Source organism: Anabaena lutea FACHB-196 (genome assembly GCF_014698305.1).
GTDB classification, from domain to species: Bacteria; Cyanobacteriota; Cyanobacteriia; order Cyanobacteriales; family Nostocaceae; genus Anabaena; species Anabaena lutea.
In genome coordinates, this window is sequence record NZ_JACJST010000009.1 from 63,932 (window position 1) to 85,711 (window position 21,780).

Genomic DNA, 21,780 nt, shown 5'->3' on the forward strand with positions numbered 1-21,780 from the left:
GATTTCTCCAATTTAAATTTTTAATTTCTTAAAAAGAGAGGCTTCTGCATGGAAATGCTACATCAGCCAGGGGAAATAATCGCTGAACGTTATTGCATTATCGGCACTTTAGGGCAAGGTGGTATTGGGATTACCTATCAAGCAGAAGATATCCAAAAGCATCAGCAAGTGGCACTTAAAGCTTTAGCACTTCGTCGCATGACAGAGTGGAAAGTTCTAGAATTATTTGAACGAGAAGCGAAAATTCTGGCTCAACTTAATCATCCTCGTATCCCTCAATATATAGATTATTTTCAGATAGATACAGAGAGTGACCGCGCTTTTTATATCGCTCAACAACTAGCTCCCGGAAAGTCTCTGGCTGTGTTGGTAGACAATAGTTGGAAACCTGATGAAAGTGAGGTAAAGCGTTTAGCTATTCAAGTCTTAGAAATTCTCGTTTATCTTCATAGTTTAACACCCTCCGTTATTCATCGGGATATCAAACCACAAAATATCCTCCGCGATGAAAAAGGGCAAATCTTTTTAGTAGATTTTGGTGCAGTTCAAGATACCTATCAAAATACCGTTACTGGAGGTAGTACAGTAGTTGGAACTTATGGTTATATGGCTCCTGAACAGTTTCGAGGACAAGCAGTATTATCTACTGATTTATATGGTTTAGGAACAACAATTCTTTTCCTGTTAATGCAAAAATCTCCGGCTGATTTACCACAACGAAAGCTGAAAATAGATTTTCGTTCCCATGTCCGTATTTCTCAAGATTTTGCCGACTGGTTGGAAAAGATGATAGAACCAGTGATAGAAGACCGATTTCCTGGATGTAATGAAGCTTTAGCGGTTTTGCGGGGTGAACAAGCGATTACCAATTACTTTTCACAAAAGCACCGCAGACCCAAAAATACTATCATTAGCTTGACTGAAACTGACCAAAATCTGGTAATAGAAATTCCCCCTATTTGGTTAACTACACCTCACAGCAGATTGTTTGCTCTTATACCCATAATTTGGAACGGTTTTTTCTTACTACTACTATGGATAATTGCTGCTTCTAATTTATCACTCAGTTTCTCTGGTATTTTATTCCTAATAGTATTTGGAAGTATTGGGATATCAATAATAGGCATTTTCTTATTTAGCGCAGCATTTCGCACAAGAATAGAGATTAATCAACAGCATTTCCAACTAAAGCGATGGTTTCTATCTATTTGTTATCAGCAAGTACAGGCGAATACATTAGATATCACAGAAATCAAGCTTAATCCTATTGGGTTGAAAATGAATAAACAGCCAATTACAGTTTGTTTGTTGAGAATAAAGTTATTTAAACATCGTTTTGGCACATTTTTAATGCAGTCGGAAAAAGAATGGCTCATGGGAGAGATCAGTCATTTTATTTCACATTCCGCAGGTTAAGCTAGATATAGCCTGTTGTAGGCATTGCTTAAACCAAGTACTGTTGGTATTTTTGTCATTTCTCGATCCTTTTGAACGTGATTTTCTTAGACTTGAAAATTCAATCCTTGACACTAGAGCATTTAAGTGCATTGCTGGAACTGGATAAAGCTTGTTTTGATGGCTTGTGGACAATGGATGGCTACCGACGTGAGTTAGAAAGTCCTAATAGTCATTTTCTGGGTTTATTTTCCCCATATTCTAGTTCTGAACTGTTGGGAATGGGTTGTTTTTGGTCAATTTTAGAAGAAGCACACATTACCATTTTGGCGGTTCATCCTCAATATCACCGTCAAGGTTTGGGACAGGTTTTGTTGTATTCTTTGCTGAAGAGGGCGAGCGATCGCGGTTTGGAGCGAGCTACTCTCGAAGTCCGCGCTTCTAACCAGGCAGCGATCGCTTTATATCAAAAATTTGGCTTCAAAACGGCTGGCAGAAGACCACATTATTACAAAGATAACGATGAAGACGCGCTGATTCTTTGGCTTTCTGACCTACAACAGCCAAAATTTCTCAAAACTTTAGATGATTGGCAGATCATGGTGAGCGATCGCCTCAGTTAACAAGATGACGCAGGGACGCGGTGATAGGAAAAACTTTACCGAACAGAATACAGGAAAGGTATTCTGTGCGAGTGGCGGATGAATAACCGGGTTTAAGACCCCCACTAAATCTACGATTTAGTTGTCTTTAATCAGTCGCAGGTTCCAATCCTCGACTGATTGATTCTGGCTACTGACTCCTGACTCCTGACTCCTGACTCCTTCTTCAATTTTTGATTTTTAATTGTTATCTCCCTAATGACAAAAAATGTAATTTCCATGCTACTGAATTTAAATCATAATTTTAAACTTCATTTAGCTTTTTCATAACCTAAGCTTATTAAAAAAGATTTTTCTTGACAAAAGGGGTCGCTATATGATACATAGTTTTCCTTGGGGCTAAATAAACAAAATCTCAACATAAAAGCTTTATATGTTTGTCATTAGTCCCAAAAAGCCTGATAAATTCAACCTCCTCAGTACACTAGCTACACAAAAAGTAATAAAAAGTTAGCAATTAACTCATCACCATGTCTGATGGCGATTGGATGTTCAAAATTTGTATACAAACATCCAAACTTTTAGCCTGTGCTAAAATCAGCATACCGGCACGACCGCAGGTGATGGGAAAAATGCCATGTTTGAACGCTTCACAGAAAAAGCCATTAAGGTAATCATGCTGGCCCAAGAAGAGGCCCGCCGTTTAGGTCACAACTTTGTTGGAACTGAGCAGATCCTCTTGGGTCTGATTGGTGAAGGCACAGGAGTAGCCGCCAAGGTGCTGAAATCGATGGGCGTTAATCTCAAAGATGCCCGAATTGAAGTTGAAAAAATTATAGGTCGAGGATCTGGCTTTGTAGCCGTGGAAATTCCGTTTACGCCACGGGCAAAGCGAGTTCTAGAACTATCCTTGGAAGAAGCACGCCAACTGGGGCATAACTACATAGGCACCGAGCATCTGCTGTTGGGCCTCATCCGCGAAGGGGAAGGTGTAGCAGCCAGGGTGCTAGAAAACCTCGGTGTAGATTTATCTAAGGTGAGAACTCAGGTAATCCGAATGCTGGGAGAAACTGCCGAAGTTTCACCAGGAGGCGGTCCATCTGGTCGCACAAAAACCCCGACTTTGGATGAATTTGGTTCCAACCTGACCCAAATGGCCACGGACAATAAACTTGATCCGGTGGTGGGACGCGCTAAAGAAATTGAGCGTGTGATTCAAATTTTGGGTCGCCGGACTAAAAACAATCCAGTGCTGATTGGTGAACCAGGGGTTGGTAAGACAGCGATCGCAGAAGGTTTAGCGAGCCGCATTGCTAACAAAGATGTCCCTGACATCCTGGAAGATAAGCGTGTTGTTACTCTCGATATTGGCTTGCTGGTAGCAGGAACCAAGTACCGGGGTGAATTTGAAGAACGTCTAAAAAAAATCATGGATGAAATCCGCTCGGCGGGTAATGTCATCCTGGTAATTGACGAGGTTCACACTTTAATTGGTGCAGGTGCGGCTGAAGGCGCGATTGATGCGGCGAATATCCTCAAACCAGCTTTGGCTAGAGGTGAATTGCAGTGTATCGGCGCGACAACTTTAGATGAGTACCGCAAGCACATTGAACGGGATGCGGCGTTGGAAAGACGTTTCCAGCCTGTGATGGTGGGTGAGCCTTCCGTTGATGAAACAATTGAAATTTTATATGGTTTGCGCGAACGCTACGAGCAACACCACAAACTGAAAATCTCCGATGAAGCTTTGGTAGCAGCAGCGAAATTGTCTGATAGATATATCAGCGATCGCTATTTGCCAGATAAAGCCATCGACTTGGTTGATGAAGCGGGTTCTCGCGTGCGTTTAATGAACTCCCAACTGCCACCGGCAGCGAAAGAGTTAGACAAGGAATTGCGGCAAATCTTAAAAGAAAAAGATGATGCAGTGCGTTCTCAGGATTTTGACCGAGCCGGGGAATTGCGCGATCGGGAAATGGAAATTAAAGCGGAAATTCGCGCGATCGCTCAAAGCAAAACCAATGCTACTGGTGGTGACGGTTTAGAACCAGTTGTCACCGAAGAAGACATTGCTCACATTGTCGCTTCTTGGACAGGTGTACCGGTGAACAAACTCACCGAGTCTGAGTCTGAGAAGTTGCTGCACATGGAAGATACCTTGCATCAGCGTCTCATCGGTCAAGATGACGCTGTCAAGGCTGTTTCCCGCGCTATTCGTCGCGCTCGTGTTGGTTTGAAAAATCCAAATCGACCGATTGCGAGTTTTGTCTTCTCTGGGCCTACTGGGGTTGGTAAAACTGAATTAGCGAAATCCTTGGCTTCCTACTTCTTCGGTTCTGAAGAAGCAATGATTCGCTTGGATATGTCCGAATACATGGAGCGTCATACCGTCAGTAAATTGATTGGTTCACCTCCTGGTTATGTCGGTTACAACGAAGGTGGTCAGTTAACAGAAGCTGTCCGTCGTCGTCCTTACACCGTGGTGCTGTTTGACGAAATCGAAAAAGCACACCCCGATGTGTTCAATATGCTATTGCAAATTTTGGAAGATGGTCGGTTAACTGACGCGAAAGGACGCACGGTGGACTTTAAGAACACCTTGCTAATTTTGACTTCCAACATTGGTTCTAAGGTCATTGAAAAAGGTGGTAGCGGTATCGGCTTTGAATTCTCTGAAGATGCGACTGAGACACAATACAACAGAATTCGCTCTTTGGTGAACGAGGAACTGAAGCAATACTTCCGTCCTGAGTTCCTGAACCGGTTAGATGAAATTATCGTCTTCCGTCAGTTGAATAAGGCTGAAGTTACCCAAATCGCCGAAATCATGCTCAAGGAAGTGTTTGGTCGGTTGACAGAAAAAGGCATTGTCTTGGAAGTCACAGACCGCTTCAAGGATCGCTTGATCACTGAGGGTTACAGTCCTAGCTACGGTGCAAGGCCATTACGTCGAGCAATTATGCGCTTGTTAGAAGATAGTTTGGCGGAAGAAATTCTGTCTGGACGCATCAAAGACGGCGATACTGCTCTTGTTGACGTTGATGAAAATGGCATTGTCCAAGTTAGTTCTCAACAAACACGGGAGTTGTTACCCCAGGGTGTTGAGTTGTAGTTTGGATTTTTTAATTGTTAATTAAGCGGTGGAGGATTTCGGTTCTCTACCGTTTTTTTTGTTTTTTTCTCACGCAGAGGCGCAGAGGCACAGAGAGAAGGGGGAGGTTTTAAGCACTGAAAATGAGCTATTTTTGTGTATTGGTATCAGGTAACATTATTATTGCCGACCACTATAATAAGTAGATAAGGTACAGTGGAAAGAAAACCCACGAACGAACAAACTCAAGCACTATACAGGATTTGTTATCGACTTACTAATGTTATTGAACCTGGATGGATATGCAAAAGTATAGAACTTGTGAGATTAGATGAACGTACTGGTAATTTATATGTGCTTGCTGGAGAAGATTTAGAGTTTGAGATTAAACCAAGTGGAGACTATAAACCATCGGAGGATGAACGATGACATTAGTTAATTATCAAGCAATGACTCTTAAAGAATTACGTCGTTATGTTCTCACTCACAGAGAAGATATTTCAGCTTTTCACGCCTATATAGATCGTTCTAAATCTGAAGGACGTATGATTACTATTAACCCCAATGATGAAAATTGGGAAGAACAAATTCAACAGGCCATAATTCAAGATGGAGATGAATGAAAGTGAAGAATAGTTGATAATTGACAAAAATAAGGTAGGGAAAATAATGACTAATACAAAATCTGTGCGTCGTCGTCAACAAGGTAGAATTTTTCCAGAGTTTACTATTCCACCAGAATAATTAGCTAAAAGAGACGCAGAAAGAAATGCTCGTGGACAAAAAGCGCGTGTTGTTTTTGAGCGAGTTTGTCCGCAATTAATCAATGATTATCACAATTGGTTTATGGTGATTGAACCAAATAGTGGTGATTATTTTATTGATGTTGATGAAAATGTTGCTGTTAAAAACGCAAGGGAAAAATATCCTCAAGGTTGGTTAGTGACTTTTAGAGTTAATGAAATAGGTGCTTGTGGTAGGATATGATATACTGATAGTGATTAATAGTAATCTGTAAAATGATAACATCAATTACTCTGAAATTTGATAATTAATAATAAGGAAGAATTACTATGATTGCAAATAGTCATTTAATTTTAGGTGAAACTTTTACTTTTCAAGATAATTTAGATACAAGTCATAAATCAGCTTCAAACGAAGAAATTAATGAAAAATATAAGAAGGGTGAAATTAGAATTGTTACAGAACAAGCTCGGTATCCATTAGATAGTATACCGACTATGCTTGATAGTAAGAAATATATACTTGATCCTGAATATCAACGTAGAAAAAGATGGGATAATGTTCGTAAATCTAGATTGATAGAATCATTTATTATGAATGTACCAATTCCACCTATTTTTTTATATGAAATAGAATATTCTATTTATGAAGTAATGGATGGACAACAAAGATTAACTGCTATTTATGATTTTTACAAAGGTAATTTTAAACTAGAAGGACTACAGTATTGGAGAGAACTAGATGGTAGAAACTATGCAAACTTACCAGAGCAAGTTAGAAGAGGTATAGATAGACGCTATTTATCATCTATTGTTTTACTACAAGAAACAGCTAAAAGTGAAGAAGAAGCAGAAGAACTGAAAAGAATAGTTTTTGAAAGACTCAACAGTGGTGGAGAAAAGTTAACTCCCCAAGAAACAAGAAATGCATTACAAAATGGAAAATTTAACCAATTGTGTATAAAACTTTCTAAAAATACATATTTTCGTAAAATGTGGAATTTCCCTTTAGAAAGTGAAGGAGAAGAAAAATTACTGGAAAATGAATCTTATAAAAAGATGGAAGATGTGGAATTAATCTTGCGCTTCTTTGCTTATCGTCATCTCGATAAACTGAAATCTTCTGGAGTTGATAAGTTTTTAGATGAATACTTAAAGCAAGCAAATAATTATTCTGATGAAACTAGGAGTGAACTTGAGAGACTCTTTAATGAAACTATTGATTTGATTTATGAAATATTAGGAGAATTAGCTTTTATTCCACCAATAAAAGAGCGTAATAAAAACCTTCCTTTAAAAATAGTTTATGATCCAATTATGCAGGTTTTTGCTGAAAAAATTCCATTCAAGCAAGAATTATTAAAACATAAAGAAGCGATAAAAAAAGAGAGATATTCTGATGAAGAAATGTTATATGTCGCAGAAGAAAATAATCGCTTCCTGTTTGAAGGTAGGTATACTACTAGAAAAGGTTTAGAAGCAAGAATTAGATATTTTCATAATTTTCTACAAAGGTATATTAAATAAAGTTTAGTAGAAATTTATGAATATAGAATCATTAGAAAGCTTCACAAGAGAAGTCAATCAAATTAGAGAATATTTAAAACATATTCAATATGTAAATGATGTAGCTGCTTATTCTGTTCTAGAAACCGATAATCAACAAATTAGAAAATTACTGAATACTTTGAAAGAGCATGATAGAAGTTTTAGAACAGATAAACGAATATTTGAATATAAAGCATCTATTATCTCACTTTATGGGCTGCTAGAAAAATATGTAGAAATATGGATTAAAGAATATCTTGATTCCCTATCTAATGTAGTACCGGAATATAACCAAATAGATGAGAAAATTAGAGATAATCATTTTGAACTTTCCTTAAAATTGATCAATACTATTACCAGTAGAGAAAGTTCTAAATATCAGCATCTTACAAAAGAGGAAGTTTTAAAGAAACTGAATGAGTGTATATTCAATCCTACCCAATATAAAATTAATACAGATGCTTTTGTTCTTTTATCAGGTAATTTAAAACATAATAAAATTGTAGAGCTATTCAATAAGTTAAACTTGGATTTAAACAATGAATTATTAAAGAATGAAGAACTTAATAATGAAATTGGTTTAAACCCAAATACTATTTCCAGAATAGAAAAGGATATTTTGTACAATAAGATAAATGAATTAGTTGAAAGGAGAAACCAAATTGCTCACGGTTCAGAAGAAGTAGATGATATCCTCAGTATCTCTGAACTAGATCCTTATATTCAATTTCTAGAAAAGTATTGTCAAGCTATTTTTCAGACGTTATTTGAACAAGTTATCAAAAATGAATCAATACATACTTTCCAAAAAATAGAAAATGTGATTAAAGTACATTATAGTAAAATATTAGCATTTGAACTTGAAAGTTATACTATAAAAGTTGGAGATATGTTAATTATCCAAACTAAAGATGGTAGATTTTATAAAAAACCTATTTTAACAATTGAATTAAATAATGAAAGATATCCAGAACTTACAATTACAGAAAAGACAAAGATTGCCGTAAGTGTTGAACCTAAAATCAAAGATAATCAAATATTTTACATAATCAACAAATAATGCTTTAGCGAAGCTTACCGAAGGTATCACCTTTATTGAGTTAATGGTGGAGATTGTGCGATCGCTCTTTTTTAATGTGGAAGAAATGCGTTAGCGAAGCTTACCGAAGGTATCGCTTTTACTCTTGAGAAATATTATTTAACTCTCCAGGTAAAATTACTGCAATTTCTGAACCTAAAAATCCAGACACATCACGAGTTACAATAACATCTACCATTGATTTCATAGCACAAGCATACTGCACAGCATCCTCAAAATCTTGAAAATTTAAAGATACTGCTGTTTCTAAAATATTTTTATCAACTGTGCAAATGTGTAAATCTGTGAGAATTTGAGAAATTGCATCTTGAGCAACTGTTACACCTGCGGCTTTACGAATAATATAATAAATATTAGTAATTGTAGTAGCAGCAATAAACCCTATAATCTCACCTGCATCAATTTTTGCAAATAACCTAACAGCATCTTCTACAAAAGGTTCTCGTTCAAGTAAAAAATCTAAAACGATATTCGTATCAATAAAAATTCGCTTCATTGGTATTTTTCAGTTAGATAAGTCGCATAATCTCCATTAATATTCTCATCACTAGAGATGTTTGCACCTTTAGCAATACCACGCAGTCGAGATAAATTACCTTTCTTTGAAACTAATTGAGTTTCTTGTTGTATTGATTCTAATACAGTTTGTACCAATTGCCAGCGTTCACTCATTGGTAATTGTAATACTTGTTTTTGCAATTCTTGTAATGTCATGAGAAGATATCAAAAATCATTCATTTTAATTATATATCAACTAAGCTTATAGTGAAGCAGTGCGTTAGCATAGCTTACCGGATACCTTACGGGAGACGAAAGCATAGGTATCGCTCTTAGTTAATGATGGGAGAAGTGCGATTACTTGATCAAGTATTATAAACATAATCACGAAAAAGGATGAAATAAAATGCAAGCCATTCTCCTCAGCAGCGAAGAAGTCGCCAAACGTGCCAAAGAATTATATGACAATGGCATTCGTCAGCAAGTAGAAACAGAAGACAACATCGGCAAAATGATCATTATTGATATAGAAACAGGTGAATATGCAATTGATAAAATAGGCATAGAATCAGCGCATTATTTACGGAATAAAAACAGATTTGCTAGAATTTTTGGTATTCGCATTGGTTATAAATTCGCTGTTTCTTTCTGTGGTGATATGGAGCGTGATTATCGGTGATAAATGGTATTATTAGTGGTAGAGAATTAATTTTTCTCTACCGTTTTTCATGTATGTTGAATGTGGCCTTCGCTTTCCTGTTAAGGTGAATTTTGACTATTTCTCCACAACAGCTAACTTTAAAGGATATAGTGGTTCAGATCCATTTAACTGCCAAATTCTCAACACCAATACAGCAGCTACAGTTAGCCACACACAGGAAAAAGATAAAATCATTCCCGCTAAAGGAACAGTTTGCCAATACATTGCTGTTACTATAATTGCAGATAACCAAGGTCCTAAAATTACCACAGGAACAGCCGCACCTAATCTGCGTTCTACAGTAAAAATCGTATTCCAAGTATCACCTAGAGCTAGATGTATCACAAATAGAATGAAAGGTAATACTAACAATTGGTGATTCATTTGCTGCCAAACTAACACAGAAGAAATTACCCGCAATAAAGCAATGAACATCCAAACAATGGGAAATACCAAAGGTGGAGGAGACCATCTTGGCCTGATTACTTGGTCATAGGTTGTTCGAGAACGGGTATTATCTAAAAGCGAAAAAATTCGGGAACGAATACTTAATAAAGCAAAAAATAATACAGTTATTAAAGTGCTAAACCAACTGGGAAACGCAGAATTCTTATCAATCAACATTACTAATTTTTCCACTCCCAGCAACACAAGAATCATGACTCCTATTTGGAGGATAGTTCCTAGTTTATAAACTAAAACTGCCTTGATATCTAGTTCTTGTGTAGTAGCTGCTGATGGATTTAGAGACTGTTGTTGATTCCCAGGTTTTACCCCCATTACTGTATTGACAAACTGTTCAAGTATTCCTACATTATTGGATTGATTCATAATTAAGAGATTGCGAGTAGTTTGTAGTTAGTAATAATAATTTATTATATGATATCGTGATGTTAAAGATATACGTTAGATAATTTTATTTAATTTATTAAATAATTATTTTGATATGATTAAAAACTTTAACTTCTAATCAGTCGGTAGTTTTGCTTAAATCGTTTTGAATCTATCAAGAGACGTTTCGTGAAACGTCTCTAAACTAGCTAATTAGACCCCGAACGACGTACAAAGGGTAACAGGTCTTGTAAAATCACTTCATGATAATGTTCTTGAGGATAATGTCCCACATTATTCAGTTTGATTATTTCAGCATCTGGGACAGATTTCACAAAAGTTTCGGCAATATCCACCGATAACCAAGGGTCAATCATCCCCCATTGTACTAAAATGGGTTGTTGCCATTCTTTAAACCCAGATTCAATTTCAATCATCGCTTTTTCAAGCTGCAAATTACGAATTGTTGACAGCAAACCACGACCAGATGAAGAACTTTTCAAATACGGTTTGCGATAAACATCCAAATCTTTATCTTCAATACGATAACGACTACCACTTTCTAAAGTTCTATCAACTAATAAAGGGTCTTGAGTCATCATTTCTCCTGCTAAAGGTAAACCCATTTGTTTGATTTTCCAAGGTAATTTAGCAGCAGTGGAAATGGGTGTATTTAAAATCGCTATGTTGGCAATTTTTTCGGGATGACGCAAGGCATATTGTAAGCCCACAGAACCTAAAAATCCTTGTACAACTAAGGAAAAACGTTCTAATTCTACAGCTTTCACAAATCCTTCTAAAGCTGTAATAAATGCGTCGGGAGTATAAGCAAAATCCTGTTTTTCAGGTTTAGCAGAAAATCCGTAACCAATCCAATCTGGTGCGATCGCTCTTGTTCCTTGTGCTGCCAAAGCTGGTAGAATGTTTCTCCAGCTATAACTTTGGGAAACTATACCGTGTAAACACAATACTGGTAATAAGTCACTTCTACCAATTGGTTCCGCTTCTCGATAAAACCATTCAAGGGAATCTACTGTAATCCGATGTTCTGTAATTAACACTTTATTTTCCTATTTGGGAATGCAACAGCCTGATAAAAAAGGCGTAAGTATAACAATACCTTCAGCAAAATACTCTCACTCTAAAAGAGTATAATTCTTATCACAAAGCTTGTGGAGTCAGGAGTCAGGAGTCAGGAGTCAGGAGTCAGGAGTCAGGAGTCAGGAGGTAGAAAGAATAAGAATTAAGGAATTAGGAGTTAGAATTATTGAGAATAGCTTTTGCATAACTATCTAATAATCTACTAACTTCTTGTAGTTTCAACATTAATTCTGATGTATTACCGTATCCTAAATCTTGTGTGAGAATAAGATAGTATCTACATTCTTATAGAGAAGCTTGTGCAATATTCATAAATCTTACTTTATCTAAATCTCCTTTTTTCTTAAATCCTTCTGCAATATTTGCCGGAATGGAAACTGATGCGCGTCTAAACTGAGAAGTCAGTCCATATATTTCTGATTTGGGAAAATCCGCAGTTAATTGATATACTCCTAACACAAATTGATGTGCTTTCTGCCAAACTATTAAATCTTCAAATGTTCTTGCAGGTTGCATTTATTCTGACTCCTGACTCCTTACGAATAGTTAACCATTGTTTTCCCAATCACCTATTATCAACTCATTCTTGATACTGCTTTTCAATTTGCAGATATTGGGGAACATCCATGAGTTCTTGAAAATCTCTAAAATTCATCAAACCAGGAAAATTAACTGTGTTTTCCTGTGCTTTCAGGTGACGGAAACAAGCATTCATGACTTCAGTTACAGCCATAAGTGCAGTTAGGGGGAAAAAGACAATTTTAAAACCTAATTTTTGTAATTCAGCTACGGAAATTTCTGGTGTTTTCCCACCTTCGACAATATTAGCTACCAACGGCACATCAGGAAAAGCTGCGGCTATGGTTTGCAATTCTCCCACAGATTGGGGTGCTTCCACAAACAAGACATCTGCACCGGCATTGATGTATGATTGTCCACGAGCGATAGCTTCCTCTAAGCCTAAAGGTGCGCGTGCATCTGTTCTCGCAATAATTACCAACCCACTATCACCCCTTGCTTCCACCGCAGCACGAATTTTTCCCGCGTGTTCTATCATGGGAATTACACGCTTCCCCTCAAAATGACCACACTTTTTTGGCCATTCTTGATCTTCCAAAATTACCCCAGCTAACCCCAACTGTACCGCATCCTTCACAGTTCGCATCACATTTAAAGCATTACCATAGCCCGTATCACAATCAGCAATTAAAGGTATATTAATTGACTGGGCAATTCGCCCCACACTGTACAGCATTTCTGTAGCAGTCAGAAACCCGTAATCAGGTAAACCCAACGTAGAAGCCGCAATCCCAAAACCGCTGGTAGCAGCAACATCAAACCCTGCTTTTTCTACCAGTTTTGCACTCAAACAGTCATAAACACCGGGAATAACGATAATTTCAGGACGTATAAGTAATTCCCGCAATTGTTGGCAATAAGACATACAAGCAATAATAAATGTATTATTTTGAGAATACCGTAAATAGTGTATTGACGTTTGAGAAAAGTTGTCTATATTTAAAATATTAATTAGCAACTGGGAATAAAGACATAAATATAAACAATGTTATTCAAAAATATCCAGCGGTGTTATTGACACTATTCCTGGAATTACTCGGTTTGTTGAAAATTACACTATTTTATCATCTCCCAAATGTTTCTATTTATATCGGGCAATATCAGCAGTTTAAGTGCGAATAAATTTGTGAAAATTAATATTCCCATATAGCAATGCTGTATCTGAAAAATTTTAAGTCTCGTAGGGTGGGCATTGCCCACCGCAGCAATGGTTTTGTGGGCAATGCTACGTATATTTCAAAAATCAAATATTTATTATTCCTATAGGAGTTTTATATATGACAATTAACATAAATTCTCTTGACTCATTCCGTGCTTTATCACTACAAGTTACCTGTTATGGAGTCAATCAATCAAGCCAGACTGAAGTCCGTTCTTTAATTAAAAAAACTATTAATAGCTTAGAAGAAAAAATCGCTGCAAGTATCGCCATGATTGGCTGCGACTGTCGTTTAATTGTTCTACCAGAACACTTTCTGACCGGATTTCCTATGGGAGAATCTATCTCAATGTGGGCAAAAAAAGCTTGTTTAGAAATGGCTGGGGCTGAATATGAAGCACTTGGTAAAATTGCTCAAAAGCATAAAATATTTTTAGCTGGTAATGCTTATGAACTAGATCCAAACTTTCCCAAATTATACTTTCAAACCTGCTTTGTTATTGACCCATCTGGTGCAATTATCTTACGCTATCGCCGATTAAATTCCATGTTCTCTCCCACACCCCATGATGTTTGGGATAAATATCTTGATTGCTACGGTTTAGAGGGAGTTTTCCCCGTTGCCAAAACCGAAATTGGCAACTTAGCAGCTTTAGCATCAGAAGAAATTTTATATCCAGAAGTTGCTAGGTGTCTGGCAATTAGAGGGGCAGAAATTTTTCTGCACTCCACATCAGAAGTATATAGCAAAAACCTGACATCCAAAAATGCAGCAAAAATCTCACGCGCTATAGAAAATATGGCATATATGATTTCTGCAAATACAGCTGGTATTAGTAATAGTCCCATTCCTCCCGCTTCAGTAGATGGTGGGTCTAAAATTATTGATTATCGTGGTCGAGTTTTAGCAGAAACAGCCACAGGTGAAAGCATGGCAGCCTTTGCTGAAATTAATTTAGCAGCATTACGACGCGATCGCAAACAACCAGGAATAAATAATTTACTCTCACGTCAGCGCTTTGAACTCTATGCCGAAACTTACCAGCAATCACACTTTTACCCCCCTAATACTATGCTTGAAGGAGAAGTAGACCGCAAACACTTTATCCAAACACAACAATCAACTATTGAATGTCTAGCTAAATTAGAGATAATTTGACCAATGACCAATGACCAATGACTAATCACCAATGACAAAACCAATAGAAGTCCGCAACCCTCGCACCGGGAAATTTGATTACGTCATTATCCCACCACCACCCAAGCTACTATCCCAGCAGTGTCACCGTCTTCGCAGAGGACAAATTCATTGGTACGAATTGGGAATTGATGGCAGAATTGAAGCCTTACAACAGTGGAAACAAGCCATATTATCTGAGCGCAAACAGCTAACAGACGCATTGGTAAATGATACGGGTAGATTATCAACTTCAGAATTAGAAATTAACTCTTTTATTTCTAGTATTGATAGATGGTGTAATTTAGCTCCACAATTATTACAAGAAACTGCTAAAAATACATCCATTTCATTTATAGCCTTACAACAAACTGCCGTTCCTTATTCCTTAGTAGGCGTAATTAGTCCTTGGAACTTTCCCCTTTTGTTGTCTACAATTGATACAATTCCCGCTTTACTAGCAGGTTGTGCTGTCATAGTCAAACCCAGCGAAATTACTCCTCGTTTTGTAGCACCATTAATAACTGCACTTAATACTGTTCCTCAATTACGCGATGTGTTAAACTTTGTCGAAGGAGCGGGACAAATAGGAGCAGCTTTAATTGAAGAGGTAGATTTGATCTGTTTTACAGGCAGCGTTGAAACTGGTCGTGTAGTTGCAGAAGCCGCAGCTAGAAACTTTATTCCTGCTTTCTTAGAATTAGGAGGAAAAGACCCAGCTATAGTTTTAGAATCAGCCAATTTAGATTTAGCAACTTCAGCAATTTTATGGAGTTCTGTTGTTAACTCTGGACAGTCCTGTTCATCAATAGAAAGGATTTATGTAGCTGAATCTATCTTTGAACAATTTTATCATCAACTAGTAGCTAAAGCTTCTCGCTTACAACTAGCATATCCAAAATTAGAAAATGGTGAAATTGGTCCCATTATTTCCGAAAACCAAGCTGCAATTATTAACGAACATCTACAAGATGCAATATCAAAAGGTGCAGTAATTCACTGCGGTGGTAAAGTTGAAGAATTAGGTGGTGGTTGGTGGTGTCGTCCCACAGTTATGACTGAGGTGAATCATTCCATGAAAATCATGACTGAAGAAACATTTAGTCCGATTATGCCAGTTATGTCTTTTTCTACAGTAGAAGAAGCAATAGATTTGGCAAATGATTCTATTTATGGATTGAGTGCATCTGTATTTTCTGAATCAGAAGAATTAGCATTAGCAGTTGCTAAACAAATAGATGTCGGTGCTATTAGTATTAATGATGCAGGTTTAACAGCTATGATGCACGAAGGAGAGAAAAACGCCTTTAAATTTTCTGGTTTAGGAGGTTCGCGCATGGGTGCAGCAGGATTAAAACGCTTCATGCGAAAAAAATCCTTTTTGATTAAAACCAACACCAGTAAAGACCCTTGGTGGTTTAATGATATAGAATAGGAACAATTAAAAATTAAAAATTAAAAATTAAAAATTAAAAAACTTCTACCTGAAGCCTTTTCTCAATGACCAATGACCAATGACCAATGACCAATGACCAATGACCAATGACCAATGACCAATGACCAATGACCAATGACCAATGACCAATGACCAATTATGTCTAATATTCGTTTAGAAATGCCTGTTTTAGCTCGTCATGAAGGTGAATGGGTGGGAACTTATACCCTAGTTGATCTGAATGGCAAAATTCTGGATAGTCACCAATCTCATTTAAGTTGTCAGTTTCCTGAAAATAGCGAGTATTGTTACTATCAAATCAATCGTTATACCTGGGAAAATGGTAAACAAGAAGAACATCAATTTCCAGGAAAATATCAAGATAAAAAACTTTGGTTTGATACCGAACGTATTCAAGGTAAAGCCTGGGAAGTTGATGATTCTACCGTTATTTTGTGGTTCGGTTATAAACAATTTCCAGCAGATATGTATTTATATGAAATGATTCAAATTAGTCCAGATAATAACTATCGCGCTCGCACTTGGCACTGGTTTAAAAATGACCAAATCTACCAACGCACTTTCATTCAAGAAGAAAGAGTGAAATCAATATATACTAAACACGGTTGAGATATGGACTTTTACGAAATTACGAAAAACCTAGATTTGTAGGGGTAAAGCGCATTGCTTAATGGTGTCAACTTAAGCTCAAATCCTGATGATATCTCGTTCCCAGTCTCCGACTCTTAATGCTATTACAGCGGCTCTGCCTCTGTTTTCGTAGAAGGCAGAGCCTTCTAGAATTCATTCCCATACAGAGTATGGGAACGAGAAAGGGTGAAACTGATAATGCAGGAGTATTGTTTTCTATCTTTACGCCTGAAACTTTTTTACAGCCATCTTTTTTTTCAGTTTATTCATACCGTAAAACATCCCACCGAATACTAGCAAACTCATATTTGTGGAAAATCCAAAGGGAACAGGTGTGCCAGGGGTGGAAAGGATAATGTTGTTGAAACCTGCTGCGGAACTTCTATTGGAGAAATCAGTATTTTCATTCAAAGAGATAAATATTTGATAATTTCCTGCTGATAAAGTGTTTGCGGCAATAAGAGTTCCTATGTCGTTAATTCCAAAACCATAACCAGGAATAGCGTCACTTGGATCTACAGTTCTCTCAAAAAGTTGTGCGCCATTTGAGTTGTCGGTTTTAATGATCGCGATATTGAAGCTATCCTTATCATTAAATCCTCCCGAAGAGTCACCATTAAATGCCCAATTAAAGGTCATTGTAATTGGTTGAGCAACATCAGCAACGGAAACGGCAAAAGGAATTGACCTAGCTACACTATTATTGTTTTTAAGCGAGTCATTAGGTATGTTCGCGTCGGTAGTATTTGCACCTAACAGCAAAAAAGTGCTTGTAAATACATTTCCGAATCCATTGGCAGGAGCAGATGTGTTGATTGCTATAGTTGAAGACGAATTATTATCACCTATACCTTGTATAATGCTAAAATCCCCAGGAGCGAGTGTAAAATTAAGTGCTTGGGCTGATTGGGCTGACAGAGTGATACCGGCAGCAGTCATAACCCCAGACAGAGTTATTGCCGTAGTAGCCAACTTTTGAAAAGCGGATTTAATCTTGTACTTCATTCGTTGTTATCCTCGTTGATTTGATATAAAAATTGATTTCTTATGTAAAGAAAACAATCACTTGATATAACTAACCAGATTTATGTGTGAAACTTTTATCTTTTAAGCACGTTTTCTTCCTTTAAAAACCTTCTTTCAGGTAATCCCGACAAAAGGAATTTTTCAAGAAATTCAACATTAACAGGTTTAGTTACTTTTTAGTATAGCTTTACTGGTGGATGTCAGTGTTAATAAGTAAGTATCAATTATTTCTACCTCTTTTGTCAAGATTCTACATACAAATTTTACAAACCCCGAAGATTGTATTGATAGTAAGCCACTAATGGTTTCGAGTGGTTGTTTACCCTTTCTATTGACGATGATGAATTGCGTGTTACAATAAAAACTCAGTAATCAAGCGCCCTTTCTTGTCTAACTTACCACCTCTTAACTGTGCTAATTCTTCCCGACGGGTAATTAAATTATACAAACTGGTCACTGTAACAACTGTCTGCTGTTCATCTGCTGATATTTTTTTAGTTCTGTGTCAAACTTAGAGTTTAAGTAACCTCGTTATATCAAGTTACACATTGTTTAATTTGCAACTAAATGCCTAAGTATAACTGCCAATGTAGAAAAATGACTGAAATAAACAATGACTTTACCCAAACTTTATAAATAAGTCGGGCATCTCCTGCTTTCTTTTTTCACAGTCAATCCCCAAGTTGTTTAATGTAGGATTGCAATATATCCAAAATTGCAACTTGACAAGGTATGGGCATGACAAAAAGCGAAAAAATAAACTTTTCTACTCCTAGCGGTTTTCCCGAATTTCTACCCAGTGAAAAGCGTCTAGAAGTATATTTACTAGATATAATCCGGCGTGTATTTGAAAGTTATGGTTTTACACCTATTGAAACCCCAGCAGTAGAACGGTTGGAAGTGCTGCAAGCTAAGGGAAATCAAGGTGATAACATAATATATGGAATTGAGCCTATTTTACCACCAAATCGCCAAGCCGAAAAAGATAAATCTGGCGAAACTGGTTCGGAAGCAAGAGCTTTAAAATTTGATCAAACTGTTCCCTTTGCGGCTTATATTGCGCGTCACTTAAATGAATTAACTTTTCCCTTTGCTCGTTATCAAATGGATATGGTTTTTCGGGGAGAACGGGCAAAAGATGGACGTTTTCGGCAATTCCGTCAATGTGATATTGATGTGGTGGCTCGTGGTAAACTCAGCTTGTTATATGATGCCCAAATGCCTGCAATTATCACCGAAATATTTGAAGCGATTAATATCGGTGATTTTGTCATTCGCATCAATAACAGAAAAATTCTGACTGGTTTTTTTCAGTCAGTAGGAGTTGCGGAAAATCAAATTAAAGCCTGTATTGGCATTATTGATAATTTAGAAAAAATTGGGGAAGCTAAAGTTAAGCAAGAATTAGAAAAAGCAGGTATTTTATCAGAGCAAACCGAAAAAATTATCGAGTTTGTTAAAATTGATGGTATGGTTGATGATGTTTTAGATAAACTCAAACATCTCACGGAGAATTTACCAGAAGCGGAAGAATTTAATCTAGGAGTTAGTGAATTAGAAACGGTAATTAATGGAGTTAGAAATTTAGGAGTTGCCGAAAAGCGTTTTTGTATTGATTTATCTATTGCGCGGGGTTTAAATTATTATACTGGCACGGTTTATGAAACTAGTCTTATAGGACATGAAGCTTTAGGTAGTATCTGTTCAGGTGGCAGATATGAAGAATTAGTGGGGATGTTTTTAGGTGAAAAAATGCCCGGAGTGGGTATTTCCATCGGCTTAACTCGGTTAATTAGTCGGTTGTTAAAAGCGGGGATTCTCAATACTTTATCTGCCACACCTACTCAAGTAGTGGTAGTGAATATGCAAGAAGATTTAATGCCTGTTTATTTAAAGGTATCACAACAATTGCGTCAAGCAGGAATTAATGTTGTTACCAACTTTGAAAAACGTCCTTTGGGTAAACAATTTCAAGCCGCAGATAAACAAGGAATTCAATTTTGTGTAATTATTGGTGCTGATGAAGCCGCATCTGAAAAATCATCCTTGAAGGATTTAAAATCAGGTGAACAAGTAGAAGTAGCTTTGGTAGATTTAGCCGCAGAAGTTAAACGTAGACTTGTTTAAGTTAAATTAGAGATAGATGTGGGGTGAGACACCTGATGGGATTAACACTGCACCCGAATATGGCAGTATGGGCGATATAATGGTTGTGATTGATTCCTTTGGCTAGGTATCAATTCATTAGAGCGATCGCACATCTATAACGGAACAGCGATCGCTTCTTTTATTTAATCAAAATTTATCTTGCTAAAAATCGGGTTAGGGACAGCAGATGACAACAGAAGCAGAAAACACTTTAAAAGTTGCTAAACAAGCATTTGCACATTTTACCCACGGACTAGCAACTGGTGAATGGCAAGAATTTTTAGATATGCTGACAGATGATTTTACCTTTTGGTTTCCAATGGGAAAATTTCACGGGTTAAATGAAGGTAAAGAAAGAGCAAAAGAATTTTTTGAATATGTTTCTGAAGCCTTTAAACCTGGATTAAAGTTGGCTTCTCTAGATAACATTACTAGCAACGAAAAAACAGTTATCTTTGAATTTCGGGATGAAGGTAACTTATTTGGACAACCTTACAAAAATCGGGTTGCAGTTGCCTTTGATGTGCGAGATAATAAAATTTGTAGCTATAGAGAATACTTTGGTAGTGATGGAAAATCTTATTAATAAATAATTCAGTAGTGGTAAATATGTAGTGATAATAAATTGAGGCGTTACAACAAGCTGCCCATATCCATATCTTCCTAAATATCAAAATGTAAAATACTCACAGCTTTAGGTGTAGACTCAGTTGGTCAAAATCTCATTTTTAGGGTAAAAGTTGTCAAATTTTTTTGAACCTCTGACTGGGTAGCGTTCTCAACCGTTATGTAGCTGCTCAATTAAGATGGAACTAAATCATACAAAGCACTTTTTTACTGAGAGTATGGTACGTCAAGATCGCGATCGCAGGAATCAAAATTAGTCAGGCGAGAAATAAGCCTGCACTCCTCAACTAAAGCGATCGCATACCACTACTACCAATAATTAGCAGACATTAAATGAATATCCCCTCAAGCACTTTTAAAATTAATTTTTCCCATTCTCTAAACCATTAATTTCTCGACACTTTATTTCAGCAGCTTGATAAGCTATCAAATATTCGTGATCACCTAACATGACATCACCATAATATTCATAAGGTGCTTCACCATAAATTGGCAAAGGATCATCTTCTGGATAATCTTCTTTTGATTCGTCAATTATTGCTTTTAGCTTTTTGACAGTCAGACTTTGCGCGGGAAAATACCAAAGGTCTTTATGGTTTTTTTGCAAATAAGGAAGGGTGGGATCAATAATCACATCACCTAACTCAATCCAACCATGTTCAACAGGTTTATATGGCTGACCACTAAATACCAAAAAACCTTGAACATACTTTGAACCCTCAGTTGCTAAAGCTGCTTTATAAGCATTTTCAAAAGGCTTTTTAGCTTTACTTTTGATGCTTTGTGCAACTTGGTGAGATAAGGCTTCATCTAATAATTTATTCATGGTTGAGATTTTCCTCTATGAAATACCTGCAATTATTTCCATAATCTCTTAATTTCTGCACTTAGCAAATAAATTTTATCATTTTATCACGAAGAGATGTCAATAGGGTCAATGCTAGGAAATTAGATAAAATGAATTGCGTATCCCTTACGGAACCGTAAGCAAAGAGGCAAAGGTAATAGATACAAACTATGGTTTCAATCCCTAATAGGGAGTAATGAGAATTGCAATAAGCGATCGCTTTACTTCTGACAAGGTAGGCGATCGCTAATGTTTCAATCCCTAATAGGGAGTAATGAGAATTGCAATTTGCTTCTTTTCACACATCCCCTAATATAGCTGCTGTTTCAATCCCTAATAGGGAGTAATGAGAATTGCAATAATATTGAATAGGGAAGTATCTTGGGTAAGTAAGAGTTTCAATCCCTAATAGGGAGTAATGAGAATTGCAATTTCAACCAACCACCAATGCAACCATCCAACCAGCAACCTCAAGTTTCAATCCCTAATAGGGAGTAATGAGAATTGCAATTTTCCTTCCATC

22 protein-coding genes, 1 pseudogene and 1 CRISPR repeat array (1 of these 24 running past the window's edge) are annotated in these 21,780 nt (G+C 36.8%); of the genes and pseudogenes, 14 read left to right on the forward strand and 9 right to left on the reverse strand.

The genetic code is table 11. The annotated features are described in order from the left end of the window. Positions 1-48: 48 nt before the first annotated feature. The 8 genes from H6G59_RS11690 to H6G59_RS11725 all read left to right on the forward strand — a co-directional run bounded on the left by H6G59_RS11690 (position 49) and on the right by H6G59_RS11725 (position 8,439). Positions 49-1,416, forward strand: a complete 1,368-nt coding sequence (locus H6G59_RS11690) for a serine/threonine protein kinase (RefSeq protein WP_190714589.1) — start codon at positions 49-51, stop codon at positions 1,414-1,416. Positions 1,417-1,493: 77 nt separating this feature from the next. Further along, positions 1,494-2,018, forward strand: a complete 525-nt coding sequence (gene rimI, locus H6G59_RS11695) for a ribosomal protein S18-alanine N-acetyltransferase (protein WP_190714591.1) — start codon at positions 1,494-1,496, stop codon at positions 2,016-2,018. A 616-nt stretch (positions 2,019-2,634) separates the two neighbouring features. Next, complete coding sequence (locus H6G59_RS11700; protein ID WP_190714594.1) at positions 2,635-5,109, forward strand: ATP-dependent Clp protease ATP-binding subunit; 2,475 nt, start codon at positions 2,635-2,637, stop codon at positions 5,107-5,109. A gap of 195 nt (positions 5,110-5,304) precedes the next feature. Continuing rightward, positions 5,305-5,517 carry a DUF6888 family protein gene (locus H6G59_RS27830; RefSeq protein ID WP_027404745.1) on the forward strand — a complete coding sequence of 71 codons (213 nt, stop codon included), beginning with the start codon at positions 5,305-5,307 and terminating at the stop codon, positions 5,515-5,517. Continuing rightward, positions 5,514-5,711, forward strand: a complete 198-nt coding sequence (locus H6G59_RS11710) for a DUF6887 family protein (RefSeq protein WP_190714596.1) — start codon at positions 5,514-5,516, stop codon at positions 5,709-5,711. The genes H6G59_RS27830 and H6G59_RS11710 overlap by 4 nt, the downstream gene beginning before the upstream one ends. A gap of 223 nt (positions 5,712-5,934) precedes the next feature. Continuing rightward, positions 5,935-6,075 carry a hypothetical protein gene (locus H6G59_RS27730; protein ID WP_339327954.1) on the forward strand — a complete coding sequence of 47 codons (141 nt, stop codon included), beginning with the start codon at positions 5,935-5,937 and terminating at the stop codon, positions 6,073-6,075. Between the two features lie 86 nt (positions 6,076-6,161). Further along, positions 6,162-7,358 carry a DUF262 domain-containing protein gene (locus H6G59_RS11720; protein ID WP_190714598.1) on the forward strand — a complete coding sequence of 399 codons (1,197 nt, stop codon included), beginning with the start codon at positions 6,162-6,164 and terminating at the stop codon, positions 7,356-7,358. A gap of 16 nt (positions 7,359-7,374) precedes the next feature. Then, positions 7,375-8,439, forward strand: coding sequence for an MAE_28990/MAE_18760 family HEPN-like nuclease (locus H6G59_RS11725; protein WP_190714600.1), 1,065 nt, complete (start codon positions 7,375-7,377; stop codon positions 8,437-8,439). A 118-nt stretch (positions 8,440-8,557) separates the two neighbouring features. On the opposite strand, the gene H6G59_RS11730 is transcribed toward H6G59_RS11725, so the two are convergent. Both H6G59_RS11730 and H6G59_RS11735 read right to left on the reverse strand, forming a co-directional pair. After that, entirely contained in the window at positions 8,558-8,974 is a 417-nt protein-coding gene (locus tag H6G59_RS11730; protein ID WP_190714602.1) for a type II toxin-antitoxin system VapC family toxin, read from the reverse strand. After that, on the reverse strand, positions 8,971-9,192 hold the full coding sequence (locus H6G59_RS11735) for a hypothetical protein (protein ID WP_190714604.1): 222 nt from the start codon (positions 9,190-9,192) through the stop codon (positions 8,971-8,973). The genes H6G59_RS11730 and H6G59_RS11735 overlap by 4 nt, the downstream gene beginning before the upstream one ends. Positions 9,193-9,382: 190 nt before the next feature. On the opposite strand from H6G59_RS11735, the gene H6G59_RS11740 reads away from it, so the two are divergent. Then, positions 9,383-9,655 carry a hypothetical protein gene (locus tag H6G59_RS11740; RefSeq protein ID WP_190714606.1) on the forward strand — a complete coding sequence of 91 codons (273 nt, stop codon included), beginning with the start codon at positions 9,383-9,385 and terminating at the stop codon, positions 9,653-9,655. A gap of 96 nt (positions 9,656-9,751) precedes the next feature. Here the strand turns inward: H6G59_RS11740 and H6G59_RS11745 are convergent, their stop codons facing one another. The 4 genes and pseudogenes from H6G59_RS11745 to H6G59_RS11760 form a co-directional block, all read right to left on the reverse strand. Then, a complete protein-coding gene (locus H6G59_RS11745) occupies positions 9,752-10,507 on the reverse strand; it encodes a TspO/MBR family protein (RefSeq protein ID WP_190714608.1) in 756 nt (251 codons plus the stop codon). Between the two features lie 209 nt (positions 10,508-10,716). Further along, complete coding sequence (locus H6G59_RS11750) at positions 10,717-11,568, reverse strand: alpha/beta fold hydrolase (protein WP_190714609.1); 852 nt, start codon at positions 11,566-11,568, stop codon at positions 10,717-10,719. A gap of 190 nt (positions 11,569-11,758) precedes the next feature. Then, positions 11,759-12,124 (reverse strand): annotated as a pseudogene (locus H6G59_RS11755) (four helix bundle protein). Between the two features lie 64 nt (positions 12,125-12,188). Beyond that, a complete protein-coding gene (locus tag H6G59_RS11760) occupies positions 12,189-13,052 on the reverse strand; it encodes an isocitrate lyase/PEP mutase family protein (protein ID WP_190714611.1) in 864 nt (287 codons plus the stop codon). 412 nt (positions 13,053-13,464) lie between these two features. Here H6G59_RS11760 and H6G59_RS11765 point away from each other — a divergent pair, with 412 nt between their 5' ends. Together H6G59_RS11765 and H6G59_RS11770 are read left to right on the forward strand one after the other, a co-directional pair. After that, on the forward strand, positions 13,465-14,505 hold the full coding sequence (locus H6G59_RS11765) for a nitrilase-related carbon-nitrogen hydrolase (RefSeq protein ID WP_190714613.1): 1,041 nt from the start codon (positions 13,465-13,467) through the stop codon (positions 14,503-14,505). Between the two features lie 31 nt (positions 14,506-14,536). Beyond that, positions 14,537-15,958: an aldehyde dehydrogenase family protein gene (locus H6G59_RS11770; RefSeq protein WP_190714615.1), complete on the forward strand. Its 1,422-nt coding sequence runs from the start codon at positions 14,537-14,539 to the stop codon at positions 15,956-15,958. Between the two features lie 34 nt (positions 15,959-15,992). Here H6G59_RS11770 and H6G59_RS27590 read toward each other — a convergent pair whose 3' ends face one another. Then, a complete protein-coding gene (locus H6G59_RS27590) occupies positions 15,993-16,115 on the reverse strand; it encodes a hypothetical protein (protein WP_277924628.1) in 123 nt (40 codons plus the stop codon). Positions 16,116-16,117: 2 nt separating this feature from the next. Here H6G59_RS27590 and H6G59_RS11775 point away from each other — a divergent pair, with 2 nt between their 5' ends. After that, the gene (locus H6G59_RS11775) at positions 16,118-16,588 is read left to right on the forward strand and encodes a DUF3598 family protein (protein ID WP_190714617.1); all 471 of its coding nucleotides are present in this window, start codon (positions 16,118-16,120) and stop codon (positions 16,586-16,588) included. A 243-nt stretch (positions 16,589-16,831) separates the two neighbouring features. On the opposite strand, the gene H6G59_RS11780 is transcribed toward H6G59_RS11775, so the two are convergent. Next, on the reverse strand, positions 16,832-17,614 hold the full coding sequence (locus tag H6G59_RS11780; RefSeq protein WP_190714619.1) for a PFE-CTERM domain-containing protein: 783 nt from the start codon (positions 17,612-17,614) through the stop codon (positions 16,832-16,834). A gap of 759 nt (positions 17,615-18,373) precedes the next feature. Here H6G59_RS11780 and hisS point away from each other — a divergent pair. Together hisS and H6G59_RS11790 are read left to right on the forward strand one after the other, a co-directional pair. After that, the gene (hisS, locus tag H6G59_RS11785; protein WP_190714621.1) at positions 18,374-19,762 is read left to right on the forward strand and encodes a histidine--tRNA ligase; all 1,389 of its coding nucleotides are present in this window, start codon (positions 18,374-18,376) and stop codon (positions 19,760-19,762) included. A gap of 208 nt (positions 19,763-19,970) precedes the next feature. Then, positions 19,971-20,369, forward strand: coding sequence for a nuclear transport factor 2 family protein (locus H6G59_RS11790; RefSeq protein WP_190714622.1), 399 nt, complete (start codon positions 19,971-19,973; stop codon positions 20,367-20,369). Between the two features lie 402 nt (positions 20,370-20,771). Here the strand turns inward: H6G59_RS11790 and H6G59_RS11795 are convergent, their stop codons facing one another. Then, positions 20,772-21,236, reverse strand: a complete 465-nt coding sequence (locus H6G59_RS11795; RefSeq protein WP_190714624.1) for a hypothetical protein — start codon at positions 21,234-21,236, stop codon at positions 20,772-20,774. A 194-nt stretch (positions 21,237-21,430) separates the two neighbouring features. After that, a CRISPR array of direct repeats spans positions 21,431-21,780; the repeat unit is 37 nt; unit sequence GTTTCAATCCCTAATAGGGAGTAATGAGAATTGCAAT (it continues 572 nt past the right edge of the window).